Annotated in this window: 12 protein-coding genes; 10 read left to right on the forward strand and 2 right to left on the reverse strand. The window is 71.7% G+C overall.

Features of this window, described 5'->3' with window-relative positions; translation table 11 throughout:
• Nucleotides 1-96 precede the first annotated feature (96 nt).
• The 3 genes from ACQP2O_RS42900 (at nt 97) to ACQP2O_RS42910 (ending at nt 5,195) form a co-directional block, all read left to right on the forward strand.
• The gene (locus ACQP2O_RS42900) at nt 97-2,355 is read left to right on the forward strand and encodes an Orn/Lys/Arg decarboxylase N-terminal domain-containing protein (protein ID WP_433174962.1); all 2,259 of its coding nucleotides are present in this window, start codon (nt 97-99) and stop codon (nt 2,353-2,355) included.
• A gap of 273 nt (nt 2,356-2,628) precedes the next feature.
• Nucleotides 2,629-4,764 (forward strand): SpoIIE family protein phosphatase, encoded by a 2,136-nt coding sequence (locus ACQP2O_RS42905; protein ID WP_433174963.1) that lies wholly within the window; start codon nt 2,629-2,631, stop codon nt 4,762-4,764.
• Nucleotides 4,765-4,853: 89 nt separating this feature from the next.
• Complete coding sequence (locus ACQP2O_RS42910) at nt 4,854-5,195, forward strand: DUF5713 family protein (protein ID WP_433174964.1); 342 nt, start codon at nt 4,854-4,856, stop codon at nt 5,193-5,195.
• A 6-nt stretch (nt 5,196-5,201) separates the two neighbouring features.
• Here ACQP2O_RS42910 and ACQP2O_RS42915 read toward each other — a convergent pair whose 3' ends face one another.
• A complete protein-coding gene (locus tag ACQP2O_RS42915; protein WP_433174965.1) occupies nt 5,202-6,773 on the reverse strand; it encodes a protein kinase domain-containing protein in 1,572 nt (523 codons plus the stop codon).
• Nucleotides 6,774-7,065: 292 nt separating this feature from the next.
• On the opposite strand from ACQP2O_RS42915, the gene ACQP2O_RS42920 reads away from it, so the two are divergent.
• The 6 genes from ACQP2O_RS42920 to ACQP2O_RS42945 all read left to right on the forward strand — a co-directional run bounded on the left by ACQP2O_RS42920 (nt 7,066) and on the right by ACQP2O_RS42945 (nt 13,597).
• Nucleotides 7,066-7,974: an aminoglycoside phosphotransferase family protein gene (locus tag ACQP2O_RS42920; RefSeq protein WP_433174966.1), complete on the forward strand. Its 909-nt coding sequence runs from the start codon at nt 7,066-7,068 to the stop codon at nt 7,972-7,974.
• Between the two features lie 238 nt (nt 7,975-8,212).
• The gene (locus ACQP2O_RS42925; protein WP_433174967.1) at nt 8,213-9,145 is read left to right on the forward strand and encodes a hypothetical protein; all 933 of its coding nucleotides are present in this window, start codon (nt 8,213-8,215) and stop codon (nt 9,143-9,145) included.
• Between the two features lie 132 nt (nt 9,146-9,277).
• Nucleotides 9,278-11,725, forward strand: a complete 2,448-nt coding sequence (locus ACQP2O_RS42930) for a choice-of-anchor Q domain-containing protein (RefSeq protein WP_433174968.1) — start codon at nt 9,278-9,280, stop codon at nt 11,723-11,725.
• A 30-nt stretch (nt 11,726-11,755) separates the two neighbouring features.
• Complete coding sequence (locus tag ACQP2O_RS42935) at nt 11,756-12,604, forward strand: alpha/beta hydrolase family protein (protein ID WP_433174969.1); 849 nt, start codon at nt 11,756-11,758, stop codon at nt 12,602-12,604.
• A 172-nt stretch (nt 12,605-12,776) separates the two neighbouring features.
• Nucleotides 12,777-13,142, forward strand: coding sequence for a helix-turn-helix transcriptional regulator (locus ACQP2O_RS42940; protein ID WP_433174970.1), 366 nt, complete (start codon nt 12,777-12,779; stop codon nt 13,140-13,142).
• On the forward strand, nt 13,139-13,597 hold the full coding sequence (locus tag ACQP2O_RS42945) for a response regulator (RefSeq protein ID WP_433174971.1): 459 nt from the start codon (nt 13,139-13,141) through the stop codon (nt 13,595-13,597). The genes ACQP2O_RS42940 and ACQP2O_RS42945 overlap by 4 nt, the downstream gene beginning before the upstream one ends.
• Nucleotides 13,598-13,630: 33 nt before the next feature.
• On the opposite strand, the gene ACQP2O_RS42950 is transcribed toward ACQP2O_RS42945, so the two are convergent.
• Nucleotides 13,631-14,764, reverse strand: a complete 1,134-nt coding sequence (locus tag ACQP2O_RS42950) for an FAD-dependent oxidoreductase (protein WP_433174972.1) — start codon at nt 14,762-14,764, stop codon at nt 13,631-13,633.
• Between ACQP2O_RS42950 and ACQP2O_RS42955 the strand changes: the two genes are divergently transcribed.
• A complete protein-coding gene (locus ACQP2O_RS42955; RefSeq protein ID WP_433174973.1) occupies nt 14,763-15,170 on the forward strand; it encodes a hypothetical protein in 408 nt (135 codons plus the stop codon). The two genes, ACQP2O_RS42950 and ACQP2O_RS42955, sit on opposite strands and share 2 nt — an antisense overlap.
• Nucleotides 15,171-15,196: the final 26 nt, after the last annotated feature.

The raw sequence follows: 15,196 nt of genomic DNA on the forward strand, positions 1-15,196 counted from the left end.
TACGTTTCGCAGTGCCTCGACTACAAGACGTGGCCGTCGGCCGGCACCCCACCCGCACCGGCCGGCGTTCCCCCCCGGCGACGTGGAGGTTCTGCCATGGAGCGAATGATTCTCGTCGCCGTCGACGAGCGGCCCGACGCGGACTCGGCGATCGCCGAGCAGCTGCGCCGCCTTCGTACGGCGATGAACGAGCATGACCTGCAGGTCCGCTGGACGCACCGGAGCGACGACGCGCTGGCGGTGATCCGCTCGGACGCGACGCTGACGGCGGTGCTGGCCTCGTGGGACGCCCCCGGCGCGGAGGAGATCATGGAGGCGGTGACCAGCCGGTTCCACCGCCTGCCGGTCTTCCTCCTGACCGCCGAGCGCGAGCCGCGCGACGTCCCGCTGTGGGTGTACGAGGTGATCCAGGGCTACGTCTTCCCGCTGGAGGACACCCCCGACTTCATCGCCGGGCGCATCGCGCACGCGGCCGCGGAGTACACCGAGCGGATCCTGCCGCCGTTCTTCGAGGCGCTGCGGCACCTGGAGGACCGCCACCGCTACTCCTGGCACACCCCCGCCCACGCCGGCGGCGTGGCGTTCCTGAAGTCGCCGGTGGGCCGGGCGTTCTACGACTACTACGGCGAGCGGCTGCTCCGCACCGACCTGTCCATCTCGGTCCCGGAGCTGGGTTCGCCGCTGGAGCACACCGGGCCGATCGGCGACGCCGAGCGCAACGCCGCCCGGATCTTCGGCGCCGATCGGACCTTCTTCGTGGTCAACGGCAACTCGACCGCCAACCGCATCGTCGGCCACCACGCGGTGGCCCGCGACGAGCTGGCGCTGGTCGACCGCAACTGCCACAAGTCGATCCAGCACGCCCTCGCCATCAGCGGCGCCCGCCCGGTCTACCTCGTCCCCGAGCGCAACGGGCTCGGCCTGGCCGGGCCGATCCCGGCCGGGATGCTGTCGGGACCGGCCGTACGCGACCGGCTGGCGAACCATCCGATGTCGGCGGCGGCGGCCGGTCCCGAGCCCACCTACGCGGTGATCACCAACTCGACGTACGACGGCCTGTGCTACGACGCGGTCGGGGTCGCGGAGCTGCTGGGCGCGTCGGTCCCGCGCGTGCACTTCGACGAGGCGTGGTTCGCCTACGCCCGGTTCAACCCACTGTACGAGCGCCGCTACGGCATGTCCGTCGACGAGCGGTCCGTGCCCGGCCCGGCACGCCCGACGGTGTTCGCCACGCAGTCCACGCACAAGCTGCTCGCGGCGCTGTCGCAGTCGTCGATGCTGCACGTACGCCCGTCGCCGCGCGCGCCGCTGGACTACGACCGGCTCAACGAGACGTTCCTGATGCACGCCAGCACGTCGCCGCTCTATCCGATGATCGCCTCCCTGGACGTCGCGGCGGCGATGATGGACGGGCCGTCGGGGCCCTTCCTGACCGGCGAGGCGATCGTCGAGGCGGTCCGCTTCCGGCAGGCGATGGTGCGGCTGGCCCGCCGGATCCGGGAGGACGGCACCCGCCCGGACTGGTTCTTCGGCGTGTGGCAGCCTCCCGAGGTCACCGACCCGCGCACCGGCGTCACGGTGCCGTTCGAGGACGCCGACCCGGAGCTGCTGTCCACCGAGCCAGGCTGCTGGGCGCTACGGCCCGGCGCCGCCTGGCACGGGTTCGACGGCCTGGACGACGGCCACTGCATGCTCGATCCGATCAAGGTGACGATCACCTGCCCCGGCGCCGAGGCGACCGGCGGCACCACGGAGTGGGGGATCCCCGCCCGCATCGTGGCCGCCTACCTGGAGCAGCGCGGCATCGTCGTGGAGAAGACCGGCGACCACACCCTGCTCGTGCTGTTCTCCATCGGCATCACCAAGGGCAAATGGGGCACGCTGATCGACGCCCTCATCGACTTCAAGAACGCCTACGACTGCGGCCTCCCCCTCGCCGAGATCCTGCCCGGGTTCGGCCCATCCGGGGTGACGCTGCGGGCGCTGTGCGACCAGGCCCACGGCCGACTCCGGGGTTCCAAGCTCGGTGTTCTGCTCGACCAGGTCTTCACCGACCTGCCCGAGCCCGTCCTGACGCCGGCCGACTGCTACCAAGCGCTGATCCGGTCGAGGACCGAGCGAGTCCCGCTGAGCGAGCTGGCGGGCCGGATCTCCGCCGCGACCGTCGTGGTCACCCCGCCCGGCATCCCGATGCTGATGCCGGGCGAGTCCGCCGGTCCCGACGACGGACCGCTGATGGACTACCTGCACGCTCTGGAGGACTTCGACCGCGCCTTCCCCTTCATGGCCACCGACATCCACGGCGCCCACCGCGACGACACCGGCCGCTACTGGATCGAGTGCGTCATCGCCTGAGCGCCCCTGCGCCGGCCCCCACCGACTGGGCGTATTGTCCGGATATGGGCATTTGCCGTCGGCGGGGGGCCCGGCGACCGGACGCCCTTCACGGGGGCCGCCGGTACTGCTCGCCCGCGCGGCGAAGCCCCGCCGAGCTCACGGACCTCCAAATCCCCCCGGCCAGGCGGGCCCGTCCGGTCGGGGCGATCCGGCCGACGATCGATGCGCCGGGCGACGATCCCCGCGGCCATGACGCCCGGCGGCGTACGGCGGGACCGCGAGGAGAGTTCAGTGGCCGCGCGCGATGAACGGCCGGACGGCCTCGATCTCCTGGACCGGGAACTGGCCGCGACCGTCCTCCGTACGGGCGCCTCGGCGGGGAGCATCTACCTGCTCGACGAGGACGAGTCGATGCTGAGGCTCGCGGTGGTGTGCGGCATACCGCCCGAGCTCGTCACGCCGTGGCTGCACGTGCCGCTGTCCTGGCCGAGCCCGGCCGCGGACGCGCTGCGGGAGGAGCGCCTGGTGTGGCTGGGCCGGCAGGAGGACATGGCGCGCGTGTATCCACGTGTCGCGGCCACCTGGCCTTACCGACTCGCGCTCGCGGCGGCGCCGCTGATCGGCGCGCGCCGACCCTGGGGGGCGCTGATGCTCACGTGGCCCCCCAGCCACCCGGCGGCCGCCACTCACCGCGAACGAAGCCACATCACCTCCCGTGCCCGGCGCATCGCCCGGCTGCTGGACGAGGCCGCCCGCCCCGCCGGCATCCCCGACCGGCCGCGCATCGTCCCGGTGTACGGCCGGTCGGCTGCGCGCTCGACGCGATTCGGCCTCGCGGCCGTCGACTTCGCCGAACGCCTGCCCGAAGGGTGCGTCGGCCTGGACCTCGAGGGACGCATCACCTTCGTCACCACCACCGCCGCCGAGCTCCTCGATCGCCGCGGCGAACAGCTGCTCGGCACCCGGCCCTGGCAGTCGATGCCCTGGTTGGACGATCCGGACTACGAAGACCACTACCGCGCCGCGGTGATGAGCCGCGAGCCGGTCTCCTACGCGGTCCTGCGGCCGCCGGACCAGTGGCTGGAGCTCCAGCTCTACCCTGACGTCAGCGGCATCAGCGTCCGCGTGACCCCGATCGACACGGGCGAGAAACGCCGGCCCACGCCCTCGCCTCCTCCCGCCGACACGGACGCCACGGCCGCTCGCCCCGTCCGCGTCGGACGGCTGTACCAACTGGTGCACCTGGCGGCTTCGCTGACCGAGGCGGTCGGCGTACGGGACGTCGTCGACCTGGTGGCCACCCAGATTCTGCCCGCCTTCGGCGCCGACGGCATGGTGATATCCGCCCCCGAAGCCGGACGGCTGAAGATCCTCGGTCACCGCGGTTACGAGCCGGAGGCGATCGAGCGCTTCGACGGCCTGCCGCTGGACACCGACGTCTCTCCCATCGGCCACGTCCTCGCCAACGGTGTGCCCCACTTCTACGCCGATCCCGATGAGATGTCCGCCGCGTATCCCGAGCTTCCCTCGCTCAGCGGCAAGCAGGCGTGGGCGTTCCTCCCCCTGATCGTCTCCGGGCGGCCCGTCGGCGGCTGCACGATCACGTACGACCATCCGCATCACTTCAGCGCCGACGAACGCGCCGTCCTCACCTCCCTGGCGGGCCTGGTCGGCCAGGCACTGGACCGCGCCCGCCTCTACGACGCCAAGCAGGACCTCGCCCATGGGCTGCAGCAGGCCCTCCTGCCTCACGCCCTCCCGGCCGTGGCCGGACTCGACGTCGCCGCCCGGTACCTTCCCGCCTCCCACGGCATGGACATCGGCGGCGACTTCTACGACCTGGTCCGTCTCAGCGACACCACCGCCGCCGCGGTCATCGGCGACGTGCAGGGCCACAACGTCACCGCCGCGGCCCTCATGGGCCAGGTGCGCACCGCCGTCCACGCCCACGCCACCGCCGGGGCGTCCCCCGGCGAGGTGCTGGCCCGCACGAACCGCATCCTCGCCGACTTCCGGACCGACCTGTTCGTGTCCTGCCTGTACGCCGAGCTGGACCTCGCCGAGCACCGGATCACCTTCGCCAACGCCGGACACCCGTCCCCGCTCATGGCCGGCCCCGGATCCCGGGCGAGCGCCCGCATCCTCGACATCGAACCCGGTCCGCTGCTCGGCATCGGGATCGACGCCCCGTACCCGGTCACGACCCTGCCCCTGCCGCCCGGAGCGATCCTCGCCTTCTACACCGACGGCCTCGTGGAGATCCCCGGCGTCGACATGACGCAGAGCACCGCCGACCTCACGCACCACCTCGCGAACGCGGCGGACCTCCCCCTGGACGAGCTCATCGACGAGCTTCTCCGCCGGGCCCGCCCCGTCGCCCAGCGCACCGACGACATCGCCCTGCTCCTCCTGCGGGCCACACCCTGAGCGAGACCTCCGGAGCCTGCCCGGCGACGCTGTCGGTGGCGCGGTGCAGTATCGGGACGTCGGGCTTACGGCGAGAACAGGAGATTACGGTGGCGCTCTCGAACCAGCAGGTGGTCGACCACGCTTTTCTCAAGGGCATGTACGACGACGAGTACTTCCCCGATCACGTCGTCGACAAGGGGAAGTCGATCCTGTTGAGGCTGTGCGAGCGGATCGAGGCGGAACGGCCGTCGGATCTACCGGCGCTGTACGTCCTCACGCAGGCCGCGACGGAGGAGTTCAACGCGCTGGAGGCGGAGTTCGAAGCGGCCGGAAGTGAGATCGAGACCATTGGGCGGGAGCTGATCGCTGAGGATTTCTGGTTCGTGGCGTCGGCCTACGGGTTCGCGGAGGCGGATGCGGAAGAGCTGATCGCCGGCAGAGACTGGTGACGTGCCTCAGCGCGGCTGGAAGCTGCTGAAGATCGGGTCGAGGTACCGCTGGGAGTCGGGCCACTGGTCCGCCGGCATCCGGAAGTAGACGGCGAAGGCCTGGCCACCGACGCGGAAGAACCGGTCCTTGACCCGCTCGACCCCGGTCGAGCGGTCGTAGGCGAAATCGAGGTCCGCCGCCGGAACACCCCGGTAGGTGACGGGGGTGACCGTGGCCTCCCGGTAGCCGGGGAAGGTCCCGGCCAGGTGGTCGCCCACGCTCTGCGCCTGGCTCTGCGGGTCGCCGTCCCACGACGTCGTACTGATCTGCAGCAGGTAGCGGGTCGTGGCGTCCTGGTAGAAGAAGTTGTCCCCGTCGTTGCGCCGGGACCAGGCGGAGGGCGCCGACACCGAGAAGTCGCTCTCGCTCCGCGTCGTCCAGTCCTGGGGGAAGGACGCCGCCGGGGAGACGGAGGCCGACCGGCCGGTGCTCGGGGAAGAACCCGAGTCCGGATTGGTGCCCTGCCCGAAGTCCGGAGCGGCGGTCGGCGACGTCTGGCCCGAGCCGCCGGAGGTGCCGGAGCGGTTCGCGGCGGTGGACGTGGTCGCGGTCGGGACGGTCTTGTTCGAGTGCCGGCCCAGCAGCCACACCGCGCCGAACGCCGCGACGACGAGGGCTCCGGCGAGCCCGCTCGCGAGCACCATCACGGCGGGCCGGCGTGCGGGCTTCGCCACCGCCACCGGTGCCGGCTGGGGCGCGGCGACCGGGATCGTCCACGCGACGACGTCGGGCTGGGTGCCCTCCGCCGTGGCGGCGAGCAGGCGCTCCGCCTCGGCCGCGGTCATCCGGTCCGCCGGTTCCCGGCGGAGCAGGCCGGCGAGGACCGGGGCGAGCGGCCCGGCGTTCCGGGACGGCGGGGCCTCCTCGGCGATGATCGCCGCGAGGGTCGACACGGGCCCGGACCGTTCGAACGGCGACCGGCCCTCGACGGCGGCGTAGAGCGTGGCGCCCAGCGACCACAGGTCGGCGGCGGGCCCGGCATGGGCGCCGCCGGCCCGCTCGGGAGCGATGTAGGCCGGTGAGCCGATCAGCACGCCGGTGCCGGTGAGCGTCGCGTCGCCCTCGATCGCCGCGATGCCGAAGTCGGTGATGACGGCGCGGTCACCGCCGGCCACCAGCACGTTGCTGGGCTTGATGTCGCGATGCACGATGCCCGCGGCGTGCGCCGCCCGCAGCGCCGCGACCATCTGCCGCCCGAGCTCGGCGACCCGCTGCGGCGGCAGCGGCCCCTCGGCGTCGATCACGCTCTGCAGGGACGGAGCGGCGACCAGCTCCATGACGATCCACGGACGGCCCTGGTCCTCGATCACGTCGTGCACGGTGACGACGTTCGGGTGGCTGAGCCGCGCGGCCGACCGCGCCTCCCGGATCGTCCGCGCGTGGCGCTCCTGGCGCTCGGTCTCGCTCAAGTCCGGGGGGAACAACACCTCTTTGATCGCCACGTCACGGCCGAGGAGCTCGTCGTGCGCGTGCCAGACCGTTCCCATGCCGCCCTGACCGAGCCTGCTGAGCAATTCGTACCTGTCTCCAACGCGCATGGCCCGATCGTCCCTCCGTCCGGAAGAGTCCGCCAGATGTGAGACGGGAGCAATGGGTGGCCGGTTCACCGCTCCCCGTACACAAGTGGCGAAAATTCGCCGGTACGGCCGTCCGCGCCCGGGGGACTCACCGACCGCGGCGTACGGCCTCCGCCGGAGGCAAGGCCCTTTGCACGGCGCCGGGACACCCACCGGACCGCGATACCGGGACACTCACCGGATCGCGACGCGGACCGCCGCTCGACGCGAAAACCCTTTGCACGGCGCCGGGGGCGACCCCGACACTCGTCGGGTGAGCGACGACCGATATCGGGACGGGCGCGCGGGGATCGACGCGGCGCTGGTGAGGCGCCTGCTCGCGGCGCAGTTCCCGCAGTGGAGCGGGCTTCCCGTGACACCGGTCGAGGTCGACGGGTGGGACAACCGCACGTACCGCCTCGGGGACGACATGACGATCCGCCTGCCGACCGATGCGGGTTACGCGCCCGCGGTCGACAAGGAACATCGGTGGCTGCCGGTCCTCGCGCCCTCCCTGCCGGTGCCGGTCCCGACGCCGCTGGCGAAAGGCGCTCCCGGCGAGGGCTACCGCTTCAACTGGTCGATCCGCCGCTGGATCGACGGCCGGACCGCGGCCCCGGAGCGCATCGCCGACCTGCGCGAATTCGCGACCGACCTCGCCGGTTTCATCCGCGCCCTCCAGTGCGCCGACGCCACGGGCGGGCCGGCGGCCGGCGCGCACTCCTTTTACCGTGGCGCGTCACTCGCCCACTATGACGATGAGACCCGCCGCTGCCTCGCCGCGCTCGACGGCCGTGTCGACACCGACCGGGCCGCGGCCGTGTGGGAGACCGCCCTCGAGGCGCGATGGGCCGGGCCGCCGGTGTGGTTCCACGGCGACATCGCCGCCGGCAACCTTCTCGTCGACGACGGCGGACGGCTCTCCGGCGTCATCGACTTCGGCACCTCCGGCGTCGGCGATCCCGCCTGCGACCTGGTGATCGCCTGGTCGTCGTTCTCCGGCCGCAGCCGGCAGGTGTTCCGCACCGCCGTCGACCAGGACGCCGCCACGTGGGCGCGGGCCCGCGGCTGGGCGCTGTGGAAGGCCCTCCTCTGCCTCGCCGACGGCATCGACGTTGAACGGACGGCGAGCCATCGCCGCGTGGTCGACGAGGTCCTGGCCGACCACGCCCTCTTCGCCTGATCCCGACGCGGCCCGCTCCGGAGCGCCCGTACGCGCCGGTGGCCGTCGACGGCGATCTTCACCGCGTAGGCGCCAGTGTCGCCCCTGAGCTGGGAGAACACGGCGCCGAACAACCCATCAAACCAACAATCGAAAGATCAATCCGGAAGGCTGTTCCGGCCATCCTCCTCGACCCGACCATGTGGCTGTCCACCCCATCCCGTCGAGCGGTGTCCCCGCTCCCGGAGAGGAGAGCCCCATGTCCGAACAGTCGCACCCGTCCTTCTGGAAGAAGGCACCCCTGGCGGTGCTCGCCGTACTCGGCCTCGCCACCGGCGTCACGATCACCTCCACCCCCGCTCACGCCGACACCGGGGTGACGGGGACACTCGCCCAGGGGCCCGTTCCCACCTACGTCTCCACCAAGACGATCTACTCCGGACCGAGCAAGGCGTACCCGACCGCAGGAACCGCGCAGGCCGGCAAGTCGTACGCCGTGCTGTGCACGACCGCTCCCGGCGCGAGGAAGCCGGGCACGACCGGTCCGGTGGCGCACTCGGACGCCACCGGAGCCTGGGACCGGATCGCCGACCCGGCCAGTCCGGACACGCCGATCGGCTACCTTCTCGACGCCGACCTCGCCCTGACCAGCGGCGGGACCAAGACGGACTGGACCAGTCTCACCGCCTGCCCCGCCCCGCCCCCGCTCCCGGAGGGTGACCCCCAGCATCCCGTCGTGCGCGCGCCGTCGCCCGGCTGGGACGTCCCGCGGATCAAATGCGCGGCGGGGATCCTCGACCCGGGGCCGAACACCATCTCGTTCACCTCGGAACAGACCATCGACATCGAGTTCTCGACCGCGGCCCTCGGCATCACCGGGATCGACGTCAAGGACAAGGACACCGGATACGAGGACTCCGGGAACGCGTCCCCGGTGCTCCTCAACACCAAGAACGGACCGACGTCCTGGCACTTCAAGGAGAGGGCGAACGGTACCGGGGTGACGACGCACACCTTCTTCGTGACCGTCGGCGGTGCCGTCGGCGGCAAGAACACGTCGGTCGAGGGCGGTGGTGTCGTCAGCGGCGGCGCAGGTGCGTCGCTGGAGCAGGGCGGCAAGGCCGACGGCGACACGAGTGAGGGCGACGTCTCCTGGGAAGCGCGGTCCATCGCTTGCCCGCCGAAGGCCTGAAACCCCGCCCGTCGCGCTTCGCACCGGCAGCCCGCTCATAGGCCGCCGAACTCCGATCGATCCCCCGCGGCCGCTCCACGCACACCGTCGAACGGCCGCGGGCTTTTCTCCCCGATGAGGAGGCACACTCTCATGCCCGGACCGTCCCCCGGCGCGCCGCGCCGGCTCGGCGCCCGACTCACCCTCGCGCTCATGCTGCTGCTCGCCGCCGCCTTCACGGTGGCGGACCTCACCGTCGCACCGCCCGCCGCCCCGGCGACGGCCGCCGATCCGCTCTTCGGCGTCAACATGTCGTTCTTCGGCCCGGACGACGCGCTGGTCGGCCGGCCCGCCACCCGGGAGTTGTTCCGCTCCTGGGGCGTCCCGATCGTACGGGTGCCGTTGCGGGACCACTTCGAAGGCAGTACGACCCCGGTCGGCGATGACCTGCTGCTCTCCGCCATGCACGCCGTACGGGACGTCGGCGCGACACCGATGCTGATCATCCGTGGGCCCGGCTCCGGCCTGGCCGCCGACGACGTGAAGAAGGCCGACCTGCACCTGCTCGACCTCATCCACCAGGTCTTCGGCGACGGCAGCGCCTACCTGGAGTTCGGCAACGAGCCGGATCTCCCGGGGACCGACGTGCCGGTCGCCGACTACACGGCGGCCTGGAACACGGTCGTGCCCGCCCTGAAGAGCCGCTATCCGAAGGCGGCCTACCGCTACGTCGGACCCGCGTCCTGGCGGGTCGACCACGACTACGTGAAGTACATCGGCGCCTTCGTCGCCGGGGCCACGCCCGAGCCGGACTTCCTGTCCTGGCACGAATACGTCTGCGGCGCGGCCACCGACGCGCACTGGAAGGACACCTGCGACGGCCACCTCGACAACTGGCAGACCCATGTCACCGACGTCGAGATGACCGTCCAGGGAAGGATCGGCAGGCAGTTGCCGTACTTCATCTCCGAGTGGAACGCCGATTCCAGCGCCGCGAGTCCCGTCTACAAGGCGGCGAACACCACCTACCTCGCCGCGTGGACGGCCAAGGCGATCGACCACCTGCGCGCGCTGCGGCCCGCACCGGCCGGGGCGATGATCTACACCGCGACGGACCATGGGAACTTCGGCCTGGTCACGGGTGCCGATCAGGTCACCGCCCAGGGCCGGGCGTTCCAGCAGGCCATGGCGGGCTCCTCCGCGGTGGCGCCGCCGAAGGACACGACATCATCGCCGGAGGACACCCCGTCGCCCGAGGGCGGGTCGTCACCGGGCTCGGAACCACCGCGGTCGCCGAGCAGCGGGTCACTCCGGTCACCGGCCGCCGAGTCACCGCCGGGCCTTGACTCGCCCCGATCGCCGGCTCCCGAGTCACCGCGGTCGCCAAGCCCCGACTCGCCCGGGTCGCCGGGTTCTGAGTCACCGAAGTCGCCGGGTTCCGAGTCACCGGAGTCGCCGGTCCCGGGCTCACCGCACGGCACCCCGTCGTCCGGGACGCCCGGCGTGCCGCAGGCGGGCGGGAACCAGTACTACGTCGCCCCCGGCGGCGACGACGCGAAAGGCGACGGCTCCCGTGCGCACCCGTGGGCGACGATCCAGCACGCCGCGGAGCGCGTGACGGTGGCGAGCGCGGGCGCGACCGTGCACGTCGCCGACGGGACCTACGCCGAGGCGGTGAGCAACACGAAGAGCGGGCACGCCGGCGGCTACCTGACGTTCGAGGCCGACCACCCGGGCAGGGCGCACATCGCCCCGAAGAACTCCGACGTGCCCTTCGAGAACCGGGGCGACTACGTACGCATCGTCGGATTCGACATCAGCGGCTCCGGAGGGGCCTGGAGCGGCATCCTCATCTGGGGCCGCCACAACGTCATCCAGGGCGACCACGTGCACGACGTCCTGACGCACATCGCGCCGAAGGACTGCGACGGCAGCCCCGGCGGACAGGGCATCGGCGACGACGCGTCGGCCTCCGACAACGCCTTCCTCGGTAACCGGGTCGACCACATCGGCCCCTATCCGACCGAGTGCGAGTACATCCACGGCATCTATCCGTCCGGCGGCGGAGACCTCATCCAGAACAACATCGTGTACCGGACGTCGGGGAGCGGCATCCGGTTCAACCACAACGCGAAGGGCGCCACGATCGCCAACAACCTGTCGTTCGCCAACGCCGACCACGGGATCTACATCACGGGCGGCGACTCGACCGCCGACCACTTCGTGATCGACAACAACATCGTGCGGGACAACGCGATGTACGGGATCAACGTCCGCGACGACGCGAACGGCGCGCACAACCAGTACCGGAACAACCTGTTCTACCGCAACGGCAAGGGGAGGTACGGGCTGAACAACAGCAGGGAGTTCACGCCGCCGAACTCATCGGGAACGCTCGACGCCGATCCACGGCTGGTGAACTACACGGCGGACGGTACGGGTGACTACCACCTGACGGCGTCCAGCCCGTGCGTCGATGCCGGAACCGCCACCGGGGCGCCGGCCGACGACCTGGACGGCGTGGCCCGGCCCAAGGACCGGGGTGTCGACATCGGGCCGTACGAGTTCGTGGGCCACGATGGGCATAATGGTTCATCGTAACGATCGGTTCGATCTCCGGGAGTGCCGCCGTTGACCACCTTCGACCCCCTCGTGACCGACCCGGCGCCGGAGGTGGCGCCCGCCGCCAGCACTCCGGCGGTGACCTTCGACAGCGCGGGCGCCGCGCTGCTCGGCGTGCTCCACCTCCCCGCCGGTTCCGGACCGCACCCGGTCGTCGTGCTGCTGCACGGCTTTCCAGGCAACGAGCGCAACTTCGACCTCGCGCAGGCGCTGCGCCGGGCGGGGTACGCGTCGCTGGTCTTCCACTACCGCGGCTCGTGGGGGGTCGGTGGTTCCTGGTCGTGGGGCCACGTGCTGGAGGACGCGGCACGGGTCGTGAGCGCGGTGCGCGAGCCGGAGTTCGCGGCCGTTCACCGGCTGGACACGACGCGGACGGCGGTGGTCGGACACAGCCTCGGCGGCTTCGCCGCGCTGATGACCGCCGCCGCCGACGCGTCGATCACCGCCGTCGCCTCGGTGGCCGGGTTCGACTTCGGGCGGGTGGCCGCCGGCTGCCGGGCCGACCCGGCGCTGCGCGCCTCGTACGTCGAGATGTTCGACGGCGAGCTCGCGCCGCTGCGCGGCACCGGCGGCGAGGCGCTCGTCGCCGAGATGGAGGCGGCGGGTGACGCGTGGAGGCTGACCGGGCTGGCTCCGCGGCTCGCGGAGCGGCCGGTCCTGCTCATCGGCACCGGGCGCGACGCGGTCACCCCGGCGCCCGTGCACCACGAGCCGGTCGTCGACGCGTACGAGGCCCACCCGGTCCGGCGTCTCGAACATCACGTGTTCGCCACCGACCACGCCCTGTCCGACCACCGCGTGCGGCTCGCGCGTACGCTGCTGGACTTCCTCGGCCGTCATCTGCCCCCGGGACGGTGACCCGGCCTCCCGCCGGGACGGTCGCCTGGACTTCACACGGCCACCGGCCCGGAGCGCCTCCTGAGCGCGCGGCCGTACGCTACCGTCGTCTCGGTACCGGAAACAGCATTCGGTAAACCGACATCCGGAGTCGGCGGCTCAGCCGCGCCGTACCCGCGAAGGAGAAGAACCTGTGGGCCAAGCCGGCAGCAGATCCGGCGACAAGACCTGGACGTTCCTGACCAACCACGCCCGTGTGCTGGTCGAGATCACCCGCAACCCGAGTTCGCGGCTCCGCGACATCGCCGCGGCCGTGAGCATCACCGAACGCGCCGCCCAGACGATCGTCACCGACCTTGAAGAGGCCGGCTACATCACCCGCACCCGGGTCGGGCGCCGCAACCACTACAGCGTCGACCCGACTCGCCCGTTCCGGCACCCGGCCGACGCCGACCACCGCGTCGAAGGACTCCTCACGGTGTTCACCCGCCACGACGCCGACCACACACCGGCGGCGCCTGAAGCGCCGGAGGCCGATGAGCGGGGAACGACGGAATGACGAGTCCGCGGCGTCCGGCCGCGATCCTGATCGTCGAGGACGATCCGGGTGACCAGATGCTGATCCGGGAGGCGTTCGCCGAGCCCGGCCTCGATTCGCCCCCGCGGCTGGCGGTCGTCGGCGACGGGGAGGAGGCCCTCGACTTCCTGCACCGGAGGGGCTCGCACACCGCCGCGTTCCGCCCGGACCTCGTGCTGTTGGACCTGAACCTTCCCAAGTACGACGGGCGCACCGTACTCGGGCAGATCAAGAATGACGCGGATCTGTGTTCGATCCCGGTGGTGGTCTTCACGACCTCCGCCAACGCGGACGACGTCACCGGCACCTATCGGCTGCACGCCAACGCCTACGTCACGAAGCCCGTCGACTTCGACGACTTCACGACCGCCGTGCGGCAGATCAACCGCTTCTTCACGAGAACGGCACGGCTGCCCCGCCATCCGGCGACCGTCTGATCGGCCGCCTCCGCCGCCACGGCCGCCTTGGCGTCAGTCCGTGCCGGTGAACATGTCGACCAGGCTCTGTGGTGCGTCCTCGCCGAAACAGAGGACGATGCCTGCGGCGGACTCGGCGGCGGCGGTCGCACCGCGCGGGAACATCGTCTGTTCGTAGGCGGCGAGCGCGGCCTCGGTGTCGCCGGGGTGTGCGGCGATGGCCGTACCGAGGTCGGCGGCATCGGCCAGGGCGATGTTGGCGCCCTCCCCGGCGAAGGGCGGCATCACGTGGGCGGCGTCGCCGAGCAGGGTGACGCCCGGGACGCGGTCCCAGCGGTGGCCGACCGGCAGGGCGTGGATCCCGCGCGGGACGAGCCGCCCGTCGGCGTCGGTGACCAGGGCACGCAGGCGCGGGTCCCAGCCGGCGAAGTGTTCCAGCACGGCGGTCTTCGCGGAGCCGGTGTCGGCGAAGTCGATCCCGGCCGCCCAGTCCTCGGGCGTGGGCAGCGTGATGGCGACGTGGAGGCTGCCGTCGGGCTCGCGGTGGGCGAGGAGACCCTTGCCCTCGCCGAGCGCGAAGAACATGCCGCCGCCGAGGAGGGCGGCGCTGCCGGGGTGACGCTCGTCGGCGTCCAGCAGGTCGGCCTCGACGACGGTGATGCCGGTGTACTCCGGGACGGCGTCGGTGAGGAGCGGCCGGACCTTGGACCAGGCGCCGTCGGCGCCGATGAGCAGGTCGGTGGTGGTGGCGGAGCCGTCGGCGAGGGTCACCTCGTGGCGCCCGTCGACCAGCGAACGGGCCCCGGTGACCCCGGCGCCCCAGCGGACGGTGCCCGGGGGCAATGAGCCCAGCAGGAGGTCGCGCAGCCGGCCGCGCTCGACCTCCGGGCGGCCGCCCTCGCCGTCGTCCTCTGCCTTGAACCGGACGACGGCGTGCTGGTCGAGAACGCGAACGGCCTCCCCGCCGGGATGGATGATCGCGCGGAACTCGTCGTGCAGGCCGGCGGCCCGCAGGGCGACCTGGCCGGAGTCATGGTGAATGTCGAGCATGCCACCTTGCGTGCGGACTTCTGGCGAGGTGTCGCGTTCGTACACCGTGGCCGGGATGCCGTTGACGTGCAGGATGCGGGCGAGGGCGAGACCGCCGAGGCCGGCGCCGACGATGGCGATGGGGTCATGAGTGCTCATGCCCGCGACTGTAACGAACATGTTCGTTGCGAACAAGTTCTTCACGAACATGTTCGGCGCTCGCCATTGCCCTAGGACCAGGACGCCGCGCACCTCGATCCGGGGCGCGGATCACCCGCCCCCCTGGCCGGCGGCGGCAAATTTTGCCCATCTGACGCGATATCTACTCAAAACAGAAAAACATCTCCTTCTGGGCGGGCAGGGCATTTGGTGCGTACGGATCGGCACAGAGGGGGCGTGCCGGATGCTGATCACGGCATTGGTTACACCTGTGATGATCCCGATCGCCGCGCTGGTGCTGGTGCTGGCCCTCGCCAAGCTGGAGCGGGTGCTCCTCGACGGCGGTGACCGGCCGATGCCCGCCGGCGACGAGCAGGGCGGGTCCGCCGAGGGCGCCCCGTCCTGACTCGACCGATCGCTCAGGCGCATGGG

The organism is Actinoallomurus sp. CA-150999 (assembly GCF_050942425.1).
Taxonomy (GTDB): domain Bacteria; phylum Actinomycetota; class Actinomycetes; order Streptosporangiales; family Streptosporangiaceae; genus Actinoallomurus.